The 18,574-nt window shown below is 50.5% G+C and carries 6 protein-coding genes; 5 read left to right on the top strand and 1 reads right to left on the bottom strand.

Features of this window, described 5'->3' with window-relative positions; all coding sequences use genetic code 11:
- Positions 1-153: 153 nt before the first annotated feature.
- Positions 154-3,117, bottom strand: a complete 2,964-nt coding sequence (locus ACYU87_RS16340) for an FAD-binding and (Fe-S)-binding domain-containing protein (RefSeq protein WP_461135150.1) — start codon at positions 3,115-3,117, stop codon at positions 154-156.
- Between the two features lie 486 nt (positions 3,118-3,603).
- Here ACYU87_RS16340 and ACYU87_RS16335 point away from each other — a divergent pair, with 486 nt between their 5' ends.
- The 5 genes from ACYU87_RS16335 (at position 3,604) to ACYU87_RS16315 (ending at position 18,549) form a co-directional block, all read left to right on the top strand.
- Positions 3,604-6,711, top strand: a complete 3,108-nt coding sequence (locus tag ACYU87_RS16335) for a SusC/RagA family TonB-linked outer membrane protein (RefSeq protein WP_461135149.1) — start codon at positions 3,604-3,606, stop codon at positions 6,709-6,711.
- Positions 6,712-6,800: 89 nt separating this feature from the next.
- Positions 6,801-8,396 (top strand): RagB/SusD family nutrient uptake outer membrane protein, encoded by a 1,596-nt coding sequence (locus tag ACYU87_RS16330; protein ID WP_461135148.1) that lies wholly within the window; start codon positions 6,801-6,803, stop codon positions 8,394-8,396.
- A 101-nt stretch (positions 8,397-8,497) separates the two neighbouring features.
- Positions 8,498-11,734 (top strand): VCBS repeat-containing protein, encoded by a 3,237-nt coding sequence (locus ACYU87_RS16325; RefSeq protein WP_461135147.1) that lies wholly within the window; start codon positions 8,498-8,500, stop codon positions 11,732-11,734.
- A 69-nt stretch (positions 11,735-11,803) separates the two neighbouring features.
- Positions 11,804-15,193 (top strand): VCBS repeat-containing protein, encoded by a 3,390-nt coding sequence (locus ACYU87_RS16320; RefSeq protein WP_461135146.1) that lies wholly within the window; start codon positions 11,804-11,806, stop codon positions 15,191-15,193.
- Positions 15,190-18,549, top strand: a complete 3,360-nt coding sequence (locus tag ACYU87_RS16315) for a VCBS repeat-containing protein (protein WP_461135145.1) — start codon at positions 15,190-15,192, stop codon at positions 18,547-18,549. Before ACYU87_RS16320 ends, ACYU87_RS16315 begins: the two co-directional genes overlap by 4 nt.
- The last annotated feature ends 25 nt before the right edge of the window (positions 18,550-18,574 follow it).

The following is an 18,574-nucleotide window of genomic DNA, read 5'->3' as shown; positions in this document are numbered from 1 at the left end:
AATTGTGCCTTAGTAAGCTCTTTTAGTGTGCCTGCACGCCTGCTCAGAAAACAGCTATTAGTCTGGTTATATGCACAGGTAACATTCACTGAAGGCAATGAAACACAGGGATAGTCTGTATGAGCTCCATGCCTCGAACAACCAGGTTATGACTTACAAAAGCGCATCGAATAAAATCTCAGCAGGGTGCTGTGATTTTCGACTCGTACCGTCTTTTATCTGGTGGCGGCAGGATGTGCCGGGAGCCGCAATAATCACCTCATTCGGTAGTTGACGAACGGCTGGAAACAAAACCAGTTCCCCAACTTTCATCGAGATGTCGTAATGCTCGGCTTCGTATCCGAATGAACCGGCCATGCCGCAGCAGCCCGACGGAATCAACTGAACAGTATAGTTTTTCGGCAGAGACAAGGCCTTCTTGCCCGGAACCAGCGAGGATACCGCTTTTTGCTGGCAGTGACCATGTAGTTTAATAAGCCTCGTTTCGGTAGTAAACTGTTCCGGTTTGATATGACCCGCATCCAGCTCACGGGCGATAAACTCTTCAAACGTCAGAGCATGCTCGGCGATGCGTTTGGCATCCGCCATTAACGACTCATCGACCAGGTCAGGATACTCATCGCGGAAGGTCAGAATCGCTGATGGCTCTAAGCCGACCAGCGGGGTCTCGGCCGATACGACATCTTTCAGCAAGCGGATGTTCTTCTCCGCCAGTGTTTTGGCGTACGTAAGCATACCCTTCGACAAGGCGGCCCGACCACTTTCGCCATGCTGGGGAATGGTGACGGTGTAGCCCAGACGCTCCATCAACTGAACGGCTTTTTGCCCGACTTCAACATCATTGAAGTTGGTGAATTCGTCGCAAAAGAGCAGGAAGGAACGTCCCGAGGGCTGTTTACTCCTGGATACTTGCTGGTTGTTCCGATCTGTAAACCATTTTTTCAGGGTTGTTTTGCCCATCATCGGCATCGTTCTGTCGGGGTGGAAACCGACCATTCGATTGGCCACGCGCCGGAGCGATGGCGTACCCAAAACACCGTTCCAGGCCCAGGGCGCCATAGATGCCAGACTGGACAAACGGGCAAAATTAGCGATCAGCCGCGACCGGATCGGAATGCCGTTTGCTTCGTAATAGTGTTGTAAAAACTCCGCTTTCAGCTTGGCCACATCTACGTTGGATGGGCATTCGCTCTTGCAGCCTTTGCACGACAGGCAGAGGTCATACGTGGCTTTAATTTCCTCGTGGTCAAAGCGATTTTCCTTGGTTGAGCGAGTCAGCATTTCCCGCAGGATGTTGGCCCGCGCCCGCGTTGTATCTTTTTCGTCGCGGGTGACCATGTAGCTTGGGCACATAGTGCCGCCCGACGCCTGGGTCTTACGACAGTCGCCCGAGCCGTTGCACTGCTCTGCATGTTGCAATACGTCCTGATCTTTATACCGGAAGTACGTTTTGAACGCAGGCGTTTGCTGGCCGGCTTCGTACCGTAGAAACGTGTCCATTGGGGGCGTTTCTACGATTTTGCCGGGATTGAAAATACCCGCCGGATCCCAGGTATGCTTGATTTGCCGCATCAACTCGTAGTTGTGTGGACCCACCATCTGCGGGATAAACTCGCCCCGAAGCCGTCCGTCGCCGTGCTCACCTGATAACGAACCATCGTATTTCTTAACCAGTGTGGCAATTTCTTCTGCGATCATCCGGTATTGCCGGTGCCCTTCTTCCGTTTTGAGGTTAATGATGGGCCGCAAATGTAACTCACCCGAACCCGCGTGGGCGTAATGCACGGCGTGCATGTGATGCCTAGCCAGAATCTCGTTAAAATCACGGATGTAATCGGGTAAATCGTTGACATCAACGGCCGTATCTTCAATAACCGCCACAGCTTTTTCATCGCCGGGCAGGTTGCCCAACAAGCCAAGTCCCGCCTTGCGGAGCGTCCATATTTTCTTACTATCCTCGCCGAACAGCAGCGGGTAATGATAGCCCATATTGGCAGCATGCATGTCGGCAATCATGGTTGCCGAAAGTGCCTCGATTTCAGCCCGTGTTTCGCGGGACAGGTCAACGACCAGAATAATCGGGAAGTGGTCGGTGGGCGTCTTCTGGACGAAGAAGCTGTTTTTGCGCTGCTCCGGGTTCGAATCGGCCCGCTCCAGAATAATATCGTCAATCAGTTCAACCGCGTACGGTTTGTATTTGAGCGCGGTTATGGTAGCTCGCAACGCTTCGTCGATGGAGTGACAGTGCACACACACCAGCCCGTTTTCTTTAGGCGGTAAAGGAACAATATTCAGCTTGATTTCGGTCAGGAAACACAGCGTGCCTTCCGAACCGGCAATCAATTTCGCCATGTTAAACGATTCACCTTCCGGCGTAAACGGCTGCATATCGAGCAGGACATCCAACGCATACCCTGTATTGCGTCGTTCAATGGTTTTTTTTGGGAAATTTCGTCGTATTTCTGCCTGGTTATCGGCATCCGACAAAATGGCATTTGCCTTTAACAGAATTTTGTCGGCCAGCGTTGCCGAGCCATTCTTACGACTGGCTTCACTGACCTGTTTGGTAAAATCCCAGCCGCTGACCGGACCGAATTCAGCCTCCGATCCATCGGCCAGCAACACGTTTACGGACCGCGTATGTTCCCGGGTATCCCGATACACGACCGAGTTCGAGCCGCACGAGTTATTACCGACCATACCACCAATCATGGCCCGGTTCGCCGTCGACGTTTCGGGACCAAAATACAGACCGTAAGGCTTAAGAAACTGGTTCAACTCATCACGAATAACGCCCGGTTGTACGCGTACCCACCGTTCTTCGGTATTGATTTCCAGTATTTTAGTAAAATGCTTCGACACATCGACAACAATGCCGCTGCCTACTACCTGACCCGCCAGCGATGTGCCTGCCGTACGAGGAATCAGGGCTGTTTTATGCTCATTCGCAAAAGCAATCAGTGTTTTAAGGTCATCGACTGTTTTAGGTATGGCCACCGCGGCTGGCATCTCCCGATAGGCCGAGGCATCGGTCGCGTAAAGGGTACGATACGTGGTATCATCGAAGAGATCGCCAGTTAACTGGCTGGCAAGATTTTTAAGGAGGTCAGCACTCATAGAAGCACACAAACAGCGTATTGACAGTCAGGCAACGAAATAGTTAGACAAAAGTAGGCGTAAATACTACATTTTTTTGAGTTCGTAGAGTAAAAAATAGGTGGGGGGTGTTTACAAATAAAATTATAGTTTAGCTTCTTTGGTTTATATCGTAACGTATTGACAGATAGGTTTTAATAAAATACAATGTACTATTATAAATTAGAATAATATAAAAATGCTGTTTTATTTTAACATTTATTTTGATACAATTTTGGCAAGAATTACTTAAATTTTAACCACATTTCATTTGTATTTTCGTCTTATCCTGGTGTAATTCGCCAAATGGTTCAGGTTTTATTCAATAATTTCTCGCCAAGTTGATAGAACACAGTGCCCGAATGCACCCTTTTGGGCCCGGTCGAATAAGCTGGAGACGAGGTAGAAGTAACTGGTAAAGCTTAACTAAACGAAGAATAAATATCTATTCATTTTTACTGTAAACCTATGATGGACAAATCCTACAAATTGAGTCACTTCGGTGGTAACGTAGGTCAGGTTGGCAAACGCCAGCCTCAGGTATCCAACCAAAAGGCTTTCTTTGGCTTTCTGGCGATGCTCGTAATGGTGCTGCTGTTAGGAAATACCGCAGCGTGGGCACAGGGACGTACTGTGACGGGGAAAGTAACGGACCCAACTGGTTTCGGCTTACCGGGAGTGAGCGTTCAGATTAAGGGAACGACACGGGGAACAAACACAAATGCAGATGGTGTGTATACCCTGACGGATGTGGCTGATAATGCCACGATCATCCTTAGCTTCATTGGCTACACAACGCAGGAAGTTAGTGTTGGTACCAAATCTACTGTGGATGTCAAACTCGTCGACGATACCAAAGCGCTGCAGGAAGTAGTTGTTGTTGGTTATGGTACGCAAAAAGCGAAAGACGTTACCGGTTCGGTAGCTACGTTAGGGCCGAAAGACTTCAACAAAGGGGTTATTGCGTCGCCCGAACAGTTGCTGCAGGGTCGTGTAGCGGGTGTACAAATCACGCCAGCCAGTGGTGAGCCAGGCGCTGCCAACAACATCCAGATTCGGGGTGCTGTATCGCTACGCGGTGGTAATACACCGTTGTACGTAATTGACGGAGTTCCTCTCGATGGGGGTGACTTCAGCAGCGGGACACCGGATTTTGGTACAGGCTCGACAACGGCTCGTAACCCCCTGTCTTTTCTTAACCCAAGCGATATCGAAAACATCTCGGTATTGAAAGATGCGTCGGCTGCCGCCATTTATGGAGCACGGGGTGCCAATGGCGTTGTTCTGATCACAACCCGGAAAGGAAAAGCGGGTGCACCGCAATTCAATTTCTCGGCTTCTGCCGCTGTATCGACATCGTTGAAGAAGTACAATCTGCTCTCAGCTACCGATTTCCTGGCTGGTGTAAAAGCAGCGGGTGGCGATCCAACATTATCGACCGTTAATGCTGGTGCGTCTACGAACTGGCAGGATCAGATACTTCGTACGGGTGTATCTCAGATTTACAATGCCAGTTTCGGTGGTGGTACCAACGATACACGCTACCTGTTCTCCCTAGGTTACCAGGATCAGCAGGGGCTTGTAAAAGGAACGGGTCAGCAACGGATTACGGGTCGTATCAACGCATCACAAGATCTGTTCAACAAGAAAGTAACGGTAGCCGTTAATGCAACCACCTCGTCGGTAGTAGACCAATATGCCCTGACCGGTAACCAGGCTGGTGCCTTAGGAAACCTGTTTGGAGCTATGATTAAGGCCAATCCTACTTATCCGGTCTTTTCAAACAGTAGTGACACGGCTTATTATCAATTAGCGGGTGGTGCATATCGTAACCCACGGGCGATGCTAGATTATTACCACGATAGAGGGGTTACGAACCGGACACTGGCTAATTTGAGTGCTACCTGGACTATTCTGGATGGCTTATCAGTTAAAGCAAACTTCGGTATCGACAACTCTACTTCAACCCGGACAACCACGATCGACTCGCGTTTGAATGGTCAGTTTACGGTTCCTCTGGGCTCTGTAACAAACCAGGTATATGCACCTGCTGGTTCGCCGGGTGGAGCGGCTTACATCAATAACCTGAGCCGCCTGTCTAAACTGGTCGAGTATACGGTTAACTACAACAAAAACGTTGGTCCTGGTGCGCTCGAAGCGGTAGCCGGTTTTGCTTACCAGACGTTCGGGACCAGGACGAGTTACATAGCGGCCAGTCGTTTCCCCTTCAATGAGTCGGTCATTGATTATGCCGATAATATCGGATCGGCTAATACCCTGACAGGAACAGCCATTGGTGGTGGTTCGAGCCGGAACCAGAACGACCTGCAGTCGTACTTTGGCCGGGCTAACTATAACCTCAAAGAGAAATACCTCTTAACGGCAACGGTTCGGGTAGATGGTTCGTCGCGTTTCGGTATCAACAACAAATACGGAACATTCCCGTCCGTGGCGGCTGCCTGGCGTCTGTCGCAGGAGGAGTTCATCCCAAAGAATATCTTTGACGATCTGAAACTCCGCGCTAACTACGGAATCGTGGGTAACCAGGACTTTACGGGTGGTGCATCGAAAATCATCTATACCTACAACAACACGGGTTCTCAAATTCAGCAGAATAACCCGAATCCGGATCTGAAGTGGGAACAGAATACGACGACGGGTGTCGGTGTTGACTTTAGTGTGCTGAAGGGCAGACTGGCTGGTTCGATTGACTACTACCACCGGGCTGGTTCGAACACACTGTTACAGGTGTTCTATGCACAACCTGCTCCGGTTAACTACAAATGGATCAACCTGCCAGGTGAAATTATCAGCAAAGGGATAGAGCTGAACTTAACCTACCAGGTTTTCCAGAAACAGCAGTTTGGCTGGGAGGCATTGTTTAACCTGACCACAGTTGATGTGAAGGCACAGAACATCGGTACGGATCAGGCCGTGGGGGGCATTAGTGGACAAGGGCTATCGGGTGCTTATGCCGAACGCATTACAAGCGGTTACCCACCATTTGCCTTCTTCATTCCAACCTTCACAGGCTATGATGCCAATGGATACGCAACCTACGCCGATAATGGCCGTGCTAACTACCAGGGAAGTCCGTTTGCTAAACTACGCCTTGGTCTGACCAACAACTTTACATTTGGTCAGTGGACGGCCAGTTTGTTCGTGAATGGTCAGTTTGGCGGGAAAATCTATAACAACACGGCTAACGCATTATTCGCTAAAGGTGCCCTCAAAAACGCTGGTAACGTAACGTATGATGTAGCCAACAGCTCAGAGAACGGATTGAATCCAGCCTCGGTATCGACCCGTTTCCTGGAGAAAAGCGACTACGTGCGGATTACGAACCTGACCATTTCGCGTCGGTTTGATTTACCCCAGGGTGGCTTTGCCAAGTCGCTTTCGTTATCGCTCACTGGCCAGAACCTGTTCATCTTTACTGGCTATACCGGGTTGAATCCAGATGTTAACACGGTTACGTTTAACAGCAATGGTAATGGTATTCCATCGCTGGGTATCGACTACACGCCGTACCCAACGCCCCGTACAGTAACACTGGGATTAAATCTTGGATTTTAAGCAAGCTTGAAGGCCTTCGGGCCGTACGTATTAACCATATTGGTTGACGCACGAATAGAAGGCCACAACACACTAATTTTTTATACAACATGAACGTATCTAAATACCAGACCATTGGAATCCTGACGACTACCCTGCTGGTTGGCTCGTTTGGTATCAATGGCTGTACCAACCTGGACGATAAAGTGTTTGGCTCGCTTTCATCGACTGATGCAACCCCCGGCGCTATTACGCTGGATCCGGCTGCTACATTACAGGGCGCTTATACGGCTTTGTACCCGATTGCCAACAGCCAGGGCCGGGCCTATGCACTGGAGGAGCACCCATCGGATGAAATGATGGGGCCAACACGCGGTACGGACTGGGACGACTTTGGTGTATGGCGCAAATTGCACCAACACACCTGGGACTCCCAGCACGTAGAGGTGTTGAACGCCTGGAACGATTTGAACACGGGCGCATTCCGGGCTACGCAGGCCGTTTATGCTGCCGGATCGAATCAGTCGTTAGTGGCTCAGGCTAAATTTCTGCGTGGTTTTTTCACGTCTTACATTGTTGATTTGTTTGGCCGAACACCGGTTCGTCAAGTAACGGATGCTGCCGATGCCAATCCAGCCGTACTAAGCCGTCAGGCTGCGTCTAACTTCGCTATTGCTGATTTGCGTGCGGCTTTCAATGCGCTGCCTACGTATACGACGGCAACAGCAAACACCGCAACCAAAGAAGCGGCCGCGACTATGCTGGCTAAAATGTACCTGAACCGGGCCGTTTACAACAACTCGCCATCCAGTCCGGCAGGTCCTTATACCTTCGCGAAGACAGACATGGATTCGGCGGTTTATTTCGCCAATCAGGTGATCTCGTCAGCTAAGTTTGCGTTGACATCGAAAGGCAAGTACTTCGATAGCTTCCACTGGGAAAATGACTCCCGCTCGCAGGAATTGATCTTAACGATTCAGAATACCTCAACGGCTCAGCCAGGTAGCGTACAGAACCGTTATTTCATGACGGAGCACTACAACCAGTACATTGGTGCCTGGAATGGTTTTACGACGCTGGCCGATTTCTACAACAGCTTCGAAGCTGCTGACGAACGCCGGGGGGCATCACCATCCGATCTGACGCCCCAGACAGGTATGACGGCTGGCTTTCAGGTTGGTCAGCAGTATGGCGCTCCTGCATCGGGAAGCACCGCGCTGGTTCCGCTGAAAGACCGCAGCGGTAATCCGCTGGTCTTTACGCCATCGGTCAATATTGCTCTGGCCAACGAAGTTGCCGGTATCCGGGTCATCAAATACCTGCCAAATCCGCTTAGCTACAACAACCCAACGAATGATTATGTCCTGCTGCGTTATGCCGACGTTCTGCTGATGAAAGCGGAAGCAATTGCGCGGGGCGGTACCGATCCGCAGGGGCAGACGGCTGCTACTATTGTGAACAACCTGCGTACAACGCGGGGTGCATCTTCCTTGACAACGGTTGATCTGACGGCTATTCTGGCCGAACGTGGTCGTGAGTTGTACTGGGAAGGCTGGCGCCGGAGCGACCAGATTCGCTTTGGTGTATTCACGAACCCAGTTGATCAGCGCCCAACCAAATCGCCTGATACGGCTGTGTTGTTCCCATTCCCACAACAGGCTATCGACAGTAACCCTAATCTGCAACCGCAGAATGCCGGGTACTAAGCTAGTCTGATTTGATTGACAGAACAGCAGCCCAGTATCGGGCTGCTGTTTTGTTTTCACCCCCATCGCAATACGCCTTATTCGATAGCGTTTATTGGCCAATGAAAGTTGTTATCTTCGTTCTTAGTCTTCTTGCCTGCGTCGCCTGTCGTGATAATAAACCCCGATTTGTCGTTACTGATCCGGCAGAAACAGGTGTTGGGTTTACAAATCAGTTGACTGAAACAGAACAGGAAAATGTACTGACATTTGAATATTTCTATAATGGAGCGGGAGTGGCTGCCGGCGATCTTAATAATGATGGCAAATTAGATCTGTATTATACGGGGAATCAGGTCGCCAATAAACTATTCATTAACAAAGGCGGATTTGCTTTCGATGACATAACCATAAAAGCGGGGGTAGCCGGCCGCGTGGGTGGCTGGAAAACGGGCGTTACGCTAGCCGATGTGAACGCGGATGGCTGGCTGGATATTTATGTTTGCTATGGAGGGTTACGACCCGATTCGCTCCGCAAAAATCAACTGTTCATCAACAACCATAACCTAACCTTTACCGACCGGGCCGCTGAGTACGGATTAGCTGATTCGGGCTACTCGGTGCAGGCTAATTTTTTCGACTATGACCTGGATGGCGATCTGGATTGCTTTCTTATCAATCATAATTTAAAGAATTTTCAACGTAAGGAAGCCGCGGTTGTGCGAGCCCAACGGGATTATAATGCGGGGGATAAACTATTCAGAAATGATAGTAAAGATGGGTTAGTCACGTCCGTTCACTTTACGGATGTATCCGAACAGGCGGGCATTAAAGGGAATCCGTTAGGCTTCGGACTCGGCGTTTCGGTGTCGGATATTAACCGCGATGGATACCCCGACGTGTACGTTACAAACGACTTTGTTGAGGATGACTATTGCTACATAAATCAGGGAGATGGTACGTTTCGGGACGAGTTGCGGAGCCGGATCGATCATACGTCTTATTCGGCTATGGGTGCCGATATTGCTGACCTGAACAACGATGCCCGTCCCGACATCATGACACTGGACATGCTGCCAGAGAGCAACGCTCGTCAGAAGTTATTGCCCTGGCCAGACAACTGGAATGTGTACCAGGCCCAGCTGAAAAATGGTTTCTGGCATCAGAACATGCGAAATATGCTCCAGATTCAGCAGCCTAATGGCGAGTTCGCTGAAATCGGTCAGTTAGCGGGTGTGTCGGGTACCGATTGGAGCTGGGGCGTTGTACTGGCCGATTTTGACCTCGATGGCTACAAAGATATTTTTGTCAGCAATGGTACGCTACGCGATTTTACCAATGCTGATTTTGTCAAATTTTCCGATGATAACGCGGCTCGTCAGGCGGGTGGATCTGTGCTCGACCAGATCAAGCAAATGCCATCGACCCAAACGAAAAACTATATTTTTCGAAATAACCATGACCTGACGTTCACGAATGAACAGGTTGCCTGGGGATTCGATGGCCCCACGATCTCCAATGGCTGCGCTTACGCCGATTTAGACGGCGATGGCGATCTGGACCTCATTACAAACAACCTGAACGAACCCGCCCGAATTTATCGGAACAATACCCAGGAAGCCGCCCCGACAAATTACCTGACTATCCGACTGAAAGGCCCGTCCCGAAATCCATTTGGTATTGGCACTACGGTAACTGTCGGGGTCGATAAACAGCAACAGGTGCAGGAGTACTTCCCGACGCGGGGATTTGAGTCCTGTAGTCATGGCGATCTGCTGTTTGGAACCGGTCCAGAGACTAAAGGAATGCAGATTACCGTGCGCTGGCCGGATGGCAAAGCGCAGGTACTCTCCAATGTAACTCCTAATCAAACGATGACGCTCGATTACCGCCAGGCACGAACCGGCGGACTGCCCGCGCCGACTCGCCCAGGCAATCAACTTTTTTCAGCGGTTAATGCTATTGAGTTTACGCACAAACTCGATTCGACAAACAACTTCGATCAGCAGATTCTATTGCCTATTCAGTATGCTGCTACTGGCGTCCGCATGGCCACCGGCGACGTGAACAACGATGGACTGATGGACTTATTTGTGGGGGGTAACAGGTTGCAACAAGGGCAACTGTTTTACCAGGATGCTACCGGTTCATTCAAAGCGACCCCCTTGCCGGATATGCTGGGCGGAACCAATACGGATGCGGTGCTGATTGATGTAAACGGTGATAAACAACTCGATCTGTACGTGGTCAACGGCGGTTACAGCGTTCGAGAGGCCGAAAAGCGGCAGGACCAACTCTGGCTCAATAACAAAGGTACCTTTGTGGCTAAAGACTTACCCGCCGAAACTGAAAACGGGAGTTGCGTCAACGTGATTGATATTGACCGCGATGGCGATTCGGATTTATTCGTGGGTGGGTCGGTTCGTCCGTTTAAATTTCCGGCAGCCGATGAGAGCTTTCTATTGATCAATGACGGGAAAGGAAACTTCAAAAAGCAGTCGCTTGGTCAGTTGGGCATTGTGTCGGATGCAGCCGTGCTGGATGTTGATAAAAACGGCTGGCCTGATCTGGTAATCGTTGGGGAGTGGATGCCCGTTACGGTTCTGTTGAACCAGCGGGGAAACTTGTCAACCAAAAACCAGAAGACTTACGATAATCTGGCTGGTTGGTGGAACCGAATTGAAAAGGCCGATCTGGATGGCGACGGGGACGATGATTTGATTGTTGGCAACCTGGGTCTGAACACGCAGATAAAGGCCAGTGAAGACCAACCGGCTATGTTGACCTACGACGATTTCGACCAGAATGGTACGCTCGATTTTTTTATGAGTTACACCGTTCAGGGGAAGGCGTACCCGGCCTACTCGCGCGATGAGATTTGTGAGCAGGTACCATCGTTACGGAAGCGTTTCACCACTTACCAGGCGTATGCCGATGCTACCCTTAGCGACTGCTTCGACGAAAATCAGCTCCGTCAGGCCAAAACCAGGCAGATAAATGAATTGAGAACGATCATTCTGGAAAACAACGATGGGGAGTTCATCGCTCATCCTCTTCCGGCAGTAGCTCAGTACGCTCCTGTTTACAGTATTCTGGTGGATGATATTGATCACGATAAAAAACCGGATTTGCTGCTGATGGGCAACAATTCCCGCATGCGATTGCGTATCGGCAAAGTAGATGCCAATCATGGACTGTTGTTGCACAACGATGGGAACTGGCAGTTTAGCGAACGCTCATCGCAGGAAACCGGCCTTTCGGTACGGGGCGACGTGCGCGACGCAAAAAAAGTAGACGACTATATTATTGTTGGTGTCAATGGAGAAAAGATCCTGACCTTCAGGCAGAAACCTCGGTAGAAGAGGAGTGCCTACCCAATGCGCTGGTCGTCTCGATTGAACACGTAGCTTGATAAATTAACCAAACAGATGAATAAGAAATTAGGCTTGCTGGCCATCTGCCTGGGTGGACTGCTGGCATGTCATACAGACCCCAAACCACTTTTCGAGAGTTTACCCGCTTCCGAAACGGGTGTGGATTTTGTGAACCGGAGTCTGGACAAAAAAAACTTCAATATCTTCAACTACCGTAATTTCTACAATGGGGGGGGCGTCGCGATTGGCGACGTGAACAACGATGGTCTGCCCGACCTGTTCCTGACGTCTAACTTCGAAGCTAATAAACTGTACGTCAACAAAGGCGGGATGAAGTTCGAGGATGTTACCGCGAAGGCAGGAATTATCGGGAAGAAATTTTGGTCGACGGGCGTTACGTTTGCGGATGTCAATGGTGATGGGCTACTGGATATTTATGTCTGCAATTCGGGTAGTCGGGATGAGCGGGGTAATCAACTATACATCAACCAGGGCATCAAAAACGGGGTACCCACCTTTGTCGAAAAAGCCAAAGAGTATGGATTGTTCGATGGGGGCTTCTCGACGCATGCCGCCTTCTTCGATTATGACCGCGATGGCGACCTGGACATGTACCTGCTCAATAACAGCTTTACCCCTATGGATCGGCTGGGGTTCGCCAACATGCGCGATACCCGCGACCGGCTGGGCGGGGACAAACTATTTCGCAATGACGGGCCGGGTAAGCCGTTCAAAGACGTAAGCGCCGAAGCGGGCATTTATGGCAGCCTGATCGGTTTTGGACTAGGCATTACGATCGGTGACGTGAATAACGACAACTGGCCGGATATTTATATCTCGAACGATTTCTACGAGCGCGATTACCTTTACATAAACCAGAAGAACGGTACCTTCAGGGAAGACATTGAGAATGAAATGGGGCATATCAGCCTGGCATCGATGGGTGCCGACATTGCCGATGTCAATAACGATGGTAATCTGGACATCTTCGTCACGGATATGCTGCCAGACGACGATTACCGGCTCAAAACAACGACGGCCTTTGATAGCTATGAGCTGAACGAGCTCAAGGAAACCCGCGATTTTCACCACCAGGATTCCCGAAATATGCTTCACCTCAACAATGGCGACGGCACCTTTTCGGAAATCGGTCGCATGGCAGGAACCAGCGCCACCGATTGGAGCTGGGGAGCTTTGCTGTTCGACATGGACATGGACGGCAAAAAAGATGTATTCGTGGCCAACGGTATTCTAAAGGATTTGACCGACCAGGATTACATCGCTTATCTGGCCGATAATCCTGACCTGCAATCCATGATTCAGGGCACCAGAAAGTTCGATTACAAAAACTACGTCGACAAGATGAGTTCCAGCCCCCTGCCGAACTACGCCTTTCGGAATACCGGCAACGGGATGCAATACGAAAACAAAGCCGCCGACTGGGGGCTGGGTGAGCCTAATTTCTCGAATGGCTCGGCTTATGGTGATCTGGATAACGACGGTGATTTGGATCTGGTGGTTAATAACAACAATTCGCCCGTGTCGATCTACAAAAACACCTCGGTAGAAAACGATAAGAAGGCGTTTCTGCGCGTACAGCTCAAGGGAGGTGGCCAAAACCTGAACGCCATTGGCGCCAGAGTGTACGTTTACCAGGGACAGGAAATGCAGTACCTTCAACAGATGCCCAATCGGGGGTTTCAATCGTCGGTAGACCTGACTATGGTGTTTGGTTTAGGCAGCAGTGTAGCAGGCAAGCCGCCGGTTATTGACTCACTCGTTGTCATCTGGCCTGATCGTTTCAACGGCGTCGATAAGAAACAGGTCATTCGCAAACCTGGGATCAATACAACGTTACAACTCGCCTACAAAAATGCGGATCAACTGGTGCTGCCGGCTGCTAAGCCAAACCCGGCTACACGCCTGTTTGCCGATGTAACGCAGGCCGTCAAGCTTGATTATGTGCACAAGGAAAATGACTTTGTGGACTATAACCGGGATGGCTTGCTGAAACAACTGCTCTCCCGCGAAGGCCCTGCTCTGGCGGTAGGGGATATTAATGGAGATGGCCTGGAGGATGTTTTTCTGGGTGGGGCGGCCAACATGCCCCGGTCTTTGTACGTCCAACAGCCGGGGGGCACATTTGCTCTTCAAAAACAGCCGTTTCTGCTGGATGCTATCTATTCCGAAGATGTAGCTGCTACCTTTTTTGACGCTGATGGTGACAAAGACCTGGATTTGTACGTGGCAACGGGCGGCAATGAATTTGACGATATTACCTACCTGGCTGACCGGTTTTACCGGAACGATGGCAAAGGAAATCTCACCTGGGACCGAACCATGCCCCGCAGTTTGAACAACAATTCCTGCGTTGCGGCTGCCGATTTCGATCTGGATGGCGATCTGGATCTGTTCGTGGGTAGCCGGATGGTTTCGGGGCAGTACGGCCAGAATCCTGATCAGTTGTTCATGGTGAATGACGGGAAAGGAAATTTCAGGAAAGCAACGCCGGAGTTCATGTCATTTGCCAAAGAGATTGGTATGGTGAAAGACGCCGTCTGGGCCGATATTGACCATGACAAATACCCTGATCTGATACTGGTAGGCGACTGGATGCCCATAACCATTCTGAAGAACAAACAGGGAAAAGGATTTGAACGTATTGAGAACAATGTGCTGGCCAGTACGGGCGGCTGGTGGAACACGGTTCATGCCGCCGATCTCGACGGCGACGGGGACACGGATTTTGTGCTCGGCAACCTGGGTCTCAACAGCCGATTAATGGCGTCGGATGCGCAGCCCGCTCATTTGTACGGTAATGATTTTGACCGGAACGGCTCTTACGAACAGATCATTACCTGCTACCGGCCCGGCCCGGACGGCAAAGCCCATGAGTGCGTGGTGGTTCAGAAACCTGATTTACAAAAGCGGATTCCATCCATCAAGACCAAGTACATCAAGCATACCGATTATGCGAAAGCCACGTTTGAGGATATCTTTTCGGCGCAGCAGCGTGAGGGAATGACCGTGCGGACCGCCCAGATGGGAGAAACATCCATTCTGATCAATGACGGCAAAGGAAATTTTACAATCGAAGCCCTGCCAATTCAGGCGCAGACGTCACCCATTCAGGCCATCCTGACCGGCGATTACAACCACGATGGAAAGACTGACATCCTCTTAACGGGTAACTTCTTCGATGTACTGACTGAAGTCGGCCGGTATGATGCCAATTACGGTTTATTGCTGCTCGGAAACGGTAAATCGGGTGATGGTAAACTGAGATTCACCGGCACAAAGCCCGAGCAAACCGGCTTCTTCGTCCGCGGGCAAATTCGGCGTATGCTACCCATCCGTAGCGCCAACGGAAGTCAGTTCATCGTATTGGCCAAAAACAATGATCGTGCCCAGGTATTCTCGATCTCGAAAGGCGGCAAACCATGATACGGTATCTAGGTAGTTTCGTCGCTTTCGCTCTGGCCCTTGCCGGTTGTTCGTCGAATCCAACGGCGCCTGAAAAGCCGCTTTTTCAGGCACTGGATTCGACGAAAACGGGGGTTGGCTTCCGCAATGCACTACACAACACCGACAGCCTATCTATTCTGGATTATCTGTATTTCTACAACGGTGGGGGGGTGGCTGCCGGTGATCTGAATAACGATGGCCTGAACGACCTCTACTTCGTTTCTAATCAGGGGTCCAACAAGCTTTACCTGAACAAGGGGAAGTTTGCCTTTACCGATGTAACGACCCAAAGCAGCACCGCAGGCCGGGCCGACTGGCAAACGGGCGTAACCATGGCCGATATTAATGGCGATGGGTGGCTCGATATATACGTGTGTGCCGTCAATCAGTTTAAAGGGTTGAAAGGGGTTAATGAACTCTACATCAACAATGGGCCGGGTAAGGATGGTATCCCAACATTCACAGAACGAGCTGCCGAATACGGGCTGGCGTTTGCCGGTTTCTCTACCCAGGCGGCTTTCTTTGATTACGATCATGATGGAGATCTGGACTGCTTTCTGCTGAATCATGCGGTCCACACATCCCGCAGTTTCGACAACGTGTCAACGCGTACTAACCGGAATCGCGAATCGGGCGATTACTTATTTCGTAACGACGGGATTAAAGCTGGTCAGGCACATTTTACGGACGTGAGTGATCAGGCGGGTATTTTTGGCGCTGCCATGGGCTATGGTCTGGGGATATCCGTTGCCGATCTCAACAACGATGGCTGGGAAGACCTGTATGTGTGCAACGACTTTCACGAGGATGATTACTACTACGTCAATAACCACAAAGGGGGCTTTGTGGAGTCCGTTCGTCAGGCGTTTGCGCATACAAGTCGGTTCTCGATGGGAAACGATATCGCCGATGTAAATAATGATGGTTTTCCGGATGTCATGACCCTCGATATGTATCCGGCTGACGAGGCTGTCGAGAAGTCATCGCAGGGCGAAGATCCTCTGGACACATATCGATACAAGCTTTCGTATGGCTACATGAACCAGTATAGCCGTAACTGCCTGCAACTTAGTTTATCCGGCAAGAAATTCGTGGATATTGGCGTGATGGCCGGGGTAGCCGCCACCGACTGGAGCTGGTCTCCCTTGCTGGCTGATTACGACAATGACGGCATTAAAGATCTGTTCGTTGCCAACGGCATTGCGCGCCGACCGAATAATCTCGACTACATCAAATACGTTTCCAGTGAATCATTACAAAAGGCGTTGAGTGTGTCGTCGAAACTGGACGAAAAAGCAATTCAACTGATGCCCGAGGGAAAAGTACATAATTACCTCTATCGCGGAACCTCCAGCCTTCAGTTCGATGATAAGTCGGTAGTCTGGGGTTTCGAAATGCCGACGCTTTCCTGCGGGGCTGCTTACGCTGATCTGGACAACGATGGCGATCTGGACCTCATTACAAATAACATAAACGATCCCGCCGGGCTATACCGAAACGAGGCAACGACATTGTTTCCGGCTAACACCCATCTGACGATCAAGCTTACCGGTAATTCCCTGAATACGTTCGGCATAGGGGCCAAAGTTATCCTGAAGTATGGTGATTCATTGCAGTTTCAGCAATTGATGCCCACCCGGGGGTTCGAATCGTCGGTGGCACCTGAATTGCTGTTTGGGCTGGGCAAGCGGTCGTCCATCGATTCGCTGATTGTGATCTGGCCAACCGGTCGAATGGAGGTTCAGACGAATGTCAGGACCAACCAGGTCATAACCCTTCGGCAAGAAAACGCGCAGTTGGACGGCACCCTGTACCGCTACACCGATGATACGGGCAAGCCTATGTTTGCAGAGGTGACAAAAGCGGATTCAATACCTTATCGCCATCGGGAAAATGGTGATTACCTGGACTTCGTTCGTGAGTCGCTGATGCCGTTCAAGGTATCTACCGAAGGGCCGCACCTTGCCGTGGGTGACGTAAATGGCGACGGTCTGGACGACATATATGCCGGTGGCGCTCGCTGGCAGGCGGGTAGCTTACTGATTCAGCAACCAAATGGCAAATTTGGCTTGTCGACACAACCCGACATCCAAAAAGACTCAGTATATGAAGACGTGGATGCTGTTTTCTTCGATGCCGATGGCGACAAGGATCTGGATTTATACGTCGTATCGGGTGGTAATGAGTTCTACAATAAAATGCCGGAGCAGTTCGATCGGCTTTACGTGAACGATGGTCGGGGTAAGTTTAGTCGGGTAATGGATGCGCTTCCGCCCATGTACGACAACAAAAGCTGCGTTCGGCCGGTAGACATTGACAACGATGGTGATCTTGACTTATTTGTGGGGGGGCGTGTGGTGGGTATGGCTTACGGAAAGTCGCCCAATTCCTATTTACTGATTAATGATGGCAAGAGGGGTAGTCAGCCACACTTTTCAGACCAGACTGATAAACGGGCTCCTGACCTGCGTAAAGCCGGTATGGTGACAGACGCCGTCTGGGCGGACTATGACGGCGATAAGGATGTCGACCTGATCGTGGCGGGGGACTGGATGCCGATTCAGGTTTTTGCCAACGATAACGGAACACTTTCTGCCGTAAAATCCATTGCTGATACGCCCCTGAGCGGCTTCTTCCAGCGAATTATTGCGGCTGATTTTGACCGCGATGGCGACATTGATCTGGTAGCGGGTAACCTGGGAACCAATACCAAACTTCGGAAGGCCCCCGATTCGCAACTGCGGATGTGGATAAAAGACGTTGATAACAACCAGAGTACGGAGCAGATTATTGCCTATAAGCGGGAAGACGCGTGGTTCCCGCTGGCGTTTAAGGATGAATTGGGTAAACAAATGCCCAGCATTATCAATAAACGATTTACGGACTATGTATCCTTCGCTGGCAAGCCGCTCGATGCTGTTCTTACGGATGATGATCTGAAAGGAGCCGGGGAGTTTACAGTTAATCAGTTTGCTTCCGTTTATCTGGAAAATGCAAACGGTAAATTTGTTGTTCATGAGCTCCCTATGCTGGCCCAGGTATCGAAACTATTTGCGCTACAGGCCATTGATATTGATCATGACGGTGATCTGGACGTATTGGGGGGCGGCAATTTCTACGGTGTAAGTACCTACCAGGGGCGTTACGACGCCAGTTGCGGGCTGGTTCTGCGCAATGACGGCAAGGGGAAATTCGTCACGCTCTCACCGGTCAACTCGGCTTTTCTGCTCAATGGAGAGATTCGCGATATCCGGCCGGTACGCACGGCGCAGGGCGTTTTGATTGTGGTGGCCCGCAATGATGCTGGTTTGCAACTGTTCAGGCTACTGAAATAGGTATTTCCCAAAACAGCATTGCGGT

Source organism: Spirosoma lituiforme, from assembly GCF_054776635.1.
This window is presented reverse-complemented; position numbering and strand designations above follow the sequence as displayed.

Bases quoted from the DNA above. Each gene is read 5' to 3' on its own strand.
- ACYU87_RS16325 (WP_461135147.1), top strand. From the start codon at position 8,498: ATGAAAGTTGTTATCTTCGTTCTTAGTCTTCTTGCCTGCGTCGCCTGT.
- ACYU87_RS16330 (WP_461135148.1), top strand. From the start codon at position 6,801: ATGAACGTATCTAAATACCAGACCATTGGAATCCTGACGACTACCCTG.
- ACYU87_RS16320 (WP_461135146.1), top strand. From the start codon at position 11,804: ATGAATAAGAAATTAGGCTTGCTGGCCATCTGCCTGGGTGGACTGCTG.
- ACYU87_RS16335 (WP_461135149.1), top strand. From the start codon at position 3,604: ATGATGGACAAATCCTACAAATTGAGTCACTTCGGTGGTAACGTAGGT.
- ACYU87_RS16340 (WP_461135150.1), bottom strand. From the start codon at position 3,117: ATGAGTGCTGACCTCCTTAAAAATCTTGCCAGCCAGTTAACTGGCGAT.
- ACYU87_RS16315 (WP_461135145.1), top strand. From the start codon at position 15,190: ATGATACGGTATCTAGGTAGTTTCGTCGCTTTCGCTCTGGCCCTTGCC.